Annotated in this window: 5 protein-coding genes; 4 read left to right on the plus strand and 1 reads right to left on the minus strand. The window is 45.9% G+C overall.

The window, feature by feature from the left end; all coding sequences use genetic code 11:
- Positions 1-207 precede the first annotated feature (207 nt).
- A complete protein-coding gene (gene mtgA, locus VLN09_RS09045; protein WP_325245776.1) occupies positions 208-894 on the minus strand; it encodes a monofunctional biosynthetic peptidoglycan transglycosylase in 687 nt (228 codons plus the stop codon).
- Between the two features lie 253 nt (positions 895-1,147).
- Between mtgA and VLN09_RS09050 the strand changes: the two genes are divergently transcribed.
- The 4 genes from VLN09_RS09050 to VLN09_RS09065 form a co-directional block, all read left to right on the plus strand.
- Positions 1,148-1,477 carry a glutaredoxin family protein gene (locus tag VLN09_RS09050; protein WP_325245777.1) on the plus strand — a complete coding sequence of 110 codons (330 nt, stop codon included), beginning with the start codon at positions 1,148-1,150 and terminating at the stop codon, positions 1,475-1,477.
- A gap of 149 nt (positions 1,478-1,626) precedes the next feature.
- Positions 1,627-3,105: an FAD-linked oxidase C-terminal domain-containing protein gene (locus tag VLN09_RS09055; RefSeq protein WP_325245779.1), complete on the plus strand. Its 1,479-nt coding sequence runs from the start codon at positions 1,627-1,629 to the stop codon at positions 3,103-3,105.
- Entirely contained in the window at positions 3,102-4,160 is a 1,059-nt protein-coding gene (gene glcE / locus VLN09_RS09060; RefSeq protein WP_325245781.1) for a glycolate oxidase subunit GlcE, read from the plus strand. The genes VLN09_RS09055 and glcE overlap by 4 nt, the downstream gene beginning before the upstream one ends.
- A 26-nt stretch (positions 4,161-4,186) precedes the next feature.
- A partial coding sequence (locus VLN09_RS09065; protein WP_325245783.1) for a 4Fe-4S dicluster domain-containing protein occupies positions 4,187-4,442 on the plus strand: 256 nt, incomplete at its 3' end.

Consider the following 4,442-nt stretch of genomic DNA (forward strand, 5'->3'; position numbering starts at 1 on the left):
ATTGATATCATGATTCGCATCAATATATGCTTCAATAACATCAGCTACCTTATCACTACTACTGTGCTTATTATCCATCTCTACCACTTTCCCACTCCTTTGCCGTTATCAACCTGCCATTATTTTTATATCAATCTTATTCTATCAGCATTTTTATACTATACTTTTTAATTATTATTCTATTATTACAGTTAATTCTATCTACATTTAGTCAGACTGTGGCAATACGGCATTTTTCATACGTTTTTTGATGATACGTTGTTTATTACGCAGGCGTTTATCGCTTTGATGACTTTCATAGTATTTTGGATTGGGTAGCATGGCAATCAATAAGGCTGACTGATCACGATTGAGATTAGCAGCTGATTTATCAAAATAATACTGCGCGGCGGCCTCGACACCATAAATACCATTGCCAAACTCTGCCACATTCAAGTAAGCGGTCAAAATTCGCTGCTTATCCCATAAGGTTTCAATCATTATGGTGAGAACAGCCTCTTCAGCTTTACGGGTATAAGAGCGATGCGAGGTTAAAAACAGGTTCTTAGCCAATTGTTGGGTAATAGTTGAGCCGCCCGCCGACATCTTGCCATTCGCTTCATTCTTTTTCCTTGCCGCCTCAATGCCTTTCATATCAAAACCGTTATGCTGACTAAACGTTGAATCTTCACTGACAATCGCCGCTTGCTTAGCAGATTTGGCAATGTCGTCATATTCAACCCAAGTTTGGCTAACATCACCACCCGTAATGCGATGGGCAAGCATAAACATGCTGTTATTGATCGGCTGTGTTTTCCAAATTAATAGCAACCCTGCGACCAACACATGGAATGCGACGACCAACACCATCAATGCCAATAATAGTCGTTTGATAAATTTGCCAAAATTTGTCATGCGTGTTGTCCAAGTGATTGAAAAGATAATAAGAGAAAGTAAAAAGCGCGCAGCCAATCATGGTAACTGCAAAGGCAGTAACCATAAATAGCAGCTCATCTTACCTAATCTCACAATCGCTGTCATTATTTACCCCACTTCTTTATCATGGCACAGAGTACAGATAAAAAGATTCAGTAAAAATAGAAGCAGAATAGCTGCTTTTTTGCCGTCTAAGAATATGAACCTTAAGAGTTAACATAAGAGAGTAGCTATGTACGAGAATAATAATATAAGCGCATTACGCGCCCGTATGGTTGAAGAAAATCCCCCGCTTGGCAGTCCTGAAAATCTTGCTAAATGGTGGTTGCTTGGTACCTCAGGCTGTCATTTATGCGACATCGCTGAACAGCGGATGACACAGCTACAAGCGGTGCAGCGTATGACTTATAGAACTGTCGATATTGCTGATTTTTCTGAGCCACTGATGATGGAGTTCGCCACCACGATTCCTGTGGTACTAACGCCATCGGCACGCTTAAATTATCCATTTTCAGTATTGGATTTACAGCGCTTATTTAATACACCTGTGAAACAAGCTTAATTCCTACTAATTTAAAACATTACATATCGTTTTATTCAGTTTTAGCCAATATATTGATAGCCAACTTTTACTTTTTTGTTATAAGCTTAATGTCGTCTGCGTAGTAATGCAGTGAGTATCGACAATTTAGTGAGCAAAGGAATGCCACCATGAATCAGAGCCTAAGACCTGATAAAGCTGCTCTAGTAGAGCTGTTTCGCGATTTTATTGAGCCTCAATATGTGATCAATGATGAGGAGACCCAAAAGCCTTTTGAGTGTGATGGCTTATCGGTGTATTGCGATATGCCGCTCATTACGGTGCTCCCAGAAACCGTTGAACAGGTCTGCGAGGTAATGCGAATCTGTTATCGCTATCAAATCCCTGTGGTGGCGCGCGGTGCCGGTACGGGTTTATGTGCAGGCGCGATGCCCAACCCTGATGGCGTCTTATTGGTGTTGTCCCGATTTAAGCATATCCTTGATATTGATCCGCTTGCCCGTAGCGCGCGTTTGCAGCCAGGTGTTCGCAACCTTGCTATTAGCGAGGCGGCAAGTCAATACGGCTTGTACTATGGCCCAGACCCCTCCTCACAGATTGCCTGCTCCATCGGTGGCAATGTCGCCGAAAACTCAGGTGGCGTCCATTGTCTCAAATATGGTCTGACCACTCATAATTTATTAAAGGTTGAGATGGTCACAGTCGAAGGGGATCTCATTACTATTGGTAGTGAAGGTCTTGATAGCAATGGCTTTGATTTGATGGCTCTAATTACCGGCTCTGAGGGTCTACTTGGGGTGATTACTGAAGTGACGGTCAAGCTGCTACCTAGCCCTGAAAAGGCTCAGGTCATTATGGCCGCTTTTGATAACGTTCAGACAGCAGGGGACGCGGTTGGCGGCGTGATTGCCAAAGGTATTATTCCAGCCGGACTTGAGATGATGGACAGCCCTGCCATTATAGCCGCCGAAGCATTTGCTCATGCAGGCTACCCAACTGATGCCCAAGCTTTGCTGCTGTGTGAGTTAGATGGTAGTGAGGCGGAAGTTCAAGAACAGATTGCAGAGGTTGAGCAGCTGTTTATCGAACTTGGCGCAACCACAACACGTGTCTCGCAAAGTGAGGCGGAGCGCGCCTTATTATGGAAAGGTCGAAAATCGGCGTTTCCCGCTGTCGGGCGAATATCCCCTGACTACTACTGCATGGATGGCACCATTCCGCGTAGCCAACTTGCCCACGTCTTAACAGAAATGCAAAAACTCTCAGAGCAATATGGTCTACGCGTCGCCAACGTGTTTCATGCTGGGGACGGCAATTTGCACCCGCTTATCTTGTTCGATGCCAATGTACCAGGAGAGCTTGAGCGCACTGAAGAGTTTGGCAGCCGTATTTTAGAACTTTGCGTCAAAGTGGGCGGCTGCATAACTGGTGAGCATGGGGTTGGGGTCGAAAAAATCCGCCAAATGACGATTCAGTTTAACGATCAAGAGCTGACACAATTTCATGCAATCAAGCACGCCTTTGACCCAATTGGTACGTTAAATCCGGGTAAAGGTATTCCCTTGCTCAAGCGCTGTCAAGAGTACCGTACCCTTGACAGACCGCAACACAGCCATGATTCTCAACCACAGCAAGGAGATCTGGCATGACAGACATCAGTCAAGAGCTGATTGCGCGGGTAAGACAAGCCAGCCATGACGGCACAGCACTACAAATCATGGGCGGGGGCAGCAAGCAGTTTATGGGACGTGAGCAAATAGGCAACCCCATCAATCTTAGCGAGCACAAAGGCATTCTCAGTTATGAGCCGATCGAATTGGTGCTGACTGCCCGTGCTGGAACCCCAATTAATGAGATTAGCAACGCCTTGGCCAAACACAATCAGTGCTTAGCATTTGAGCCACCAACATTTAACGGGCAAGCAACCTTGGGCGGCACAATGGCTTGCCATTTATCAGGCCCAGCAAGACCTTGGAGCGGCTCAATAAGAGACCATGTTTTAGGCATTCGTCTCATTAATGGCCTCGCAGAAGAGCTGCGCTTTGGCGGTCAGGTGATGAAAAACGTCGCTGGTTATGATGTCTCACGGATGCAAGCAGGCGCTATGGGCACTTTGGGTATCATTACTGAAGTCAGTTTAAAAGTCATGCCTAAGCCTGCCGCCACTGTCACTATCAAGCAGGAGATGGATGCTGCAACGGCAATTGATACCATGAATCGTCTCTCAGGACAATCCAAACCCTTGACAGGGGCTTGTTGGTTTGACAATCATTTGTATTTACGCTTGGCAGGCGCACGAAGTGCTGTAGATAGTACCGTCAAACAGTGGCAAGGCGCGGCATTAGAAGATACAGATGCGTTTTGGTCCACGCTTCGTGAGCAGCAATTGGATTATTTCTTAGACGCGTCCTCATTGTGGCGGTTTTCTGTAAAAAGTAGCGCGGCGCATGTGCTACCAGATGAAGATTGGCTGATTGATTGGGGAGGTGCGCAGCGCTGGCTTCGTGGCGACTTTACCTCGGACAAATTAGAAGCGCTCGCTGAGGCTGCAGGCGGTCAGGTTAGCCTTTATCGCGGTGGTGACAGGAGTCAGGAAGTCTTTCATACTCAGTCTGAGGCGCTCCAAAAGCTCCATCAGCGCCTCAAACACGCCTTCGATCCGAATTGTGTTTTCAATCCCAATCGTTTATATAGCTGGATGTAAATTGGCTCGATGACAAGGAAGTCATAATGCGAACTCAAATTAATGTAAAATATCTGGATCACCCAGATATTCAAGAAGCCGATGATATTTTGCGCACTTGCGTTCACTGTGGATTCTGTAATGCTACATGCCCCACGTATCAAGAGCTTGGCGATGAGCGTGACGGTCCTCGTGGTCGTATTTATTTACTAAAACAAATGCTTGAGACTGGTGATGTCAGCGAAAAATCACAACTTCATTTAGACCGCTGTTTGACTTGTCGTAGCTGCGAGACCACCTGCC

Source organism: Psychrobacter sp. (assembly GCF_035469765.1).
Taxonomy (GTDB): Bacteria; Pseudomonadota; Gammaproteobacteria; order Pseudomonadales; family Moraxellaceae; genus Psychrobacter.

Bases quoted from the DNA above. Each gene is read 5' to 3' on its own strand.
- mtgA (WP_325245776.1), bottom strand. From the start codon at position 894: ATGACAAATTTTGGCAAATTTATCAAACGACTATTATTGGCATTGATG.
- VLN09_RS09050 (WP_325245777.1), top strand. From the start codon at position 1,148: ATGTACGAGAATAATAATATAAGCGCATTACGCGCCCGTATGGTTGAA.
- VLN09_RS09055 (WP_325245779.1), top strand. From the start codon at position 1,627: ATGAATCAGAGCCTAAGACCTGATAAAGCTGCTCTAGTAGAGCTGTTT.
- glcE (WP_325245781.1), top strand. From the start codon at position 3,102: ATGACAGACATCAGTCAAGAGCTGATTGCGCGGGTAAGACAAGCCAGC.